Genomic DNA, 300 nt, shown 5'->3' with positions numbered 1-300 from the left:
TAGCATGAGTAGTTTTACAGGCAAAGCCGAAGCGGATGATAACCACCTACTGAAGTAGGTGGTTTAGGGCTGAAAATTAAAAAGGCAAGGGAAAACCTTGCCTTTTATATAGCCTAATTTAGACATCACTCCGGAATTGTTTAAGCCGCTGAATTTTTCACTAGTGAAAAACTTGCCATCTCGCCATATATTTCAGCGAAATTGTTAAACCATCGATTCTTTCACTAGTGAAAATTCTGCCATCTCACGATACACCTCAGCAAAATCGTTAAACCATCGACTTTTTCACTAGTGAAAATT

The sequence above is a fragment of the Vibrio sp. YT-19(2023) genome, from assembly GCF_033337395.1.
The sequence above is the reverse complement of the archived record's forward strand: the minus strand, read 5'-3'. Positions refer to the sequence as shown.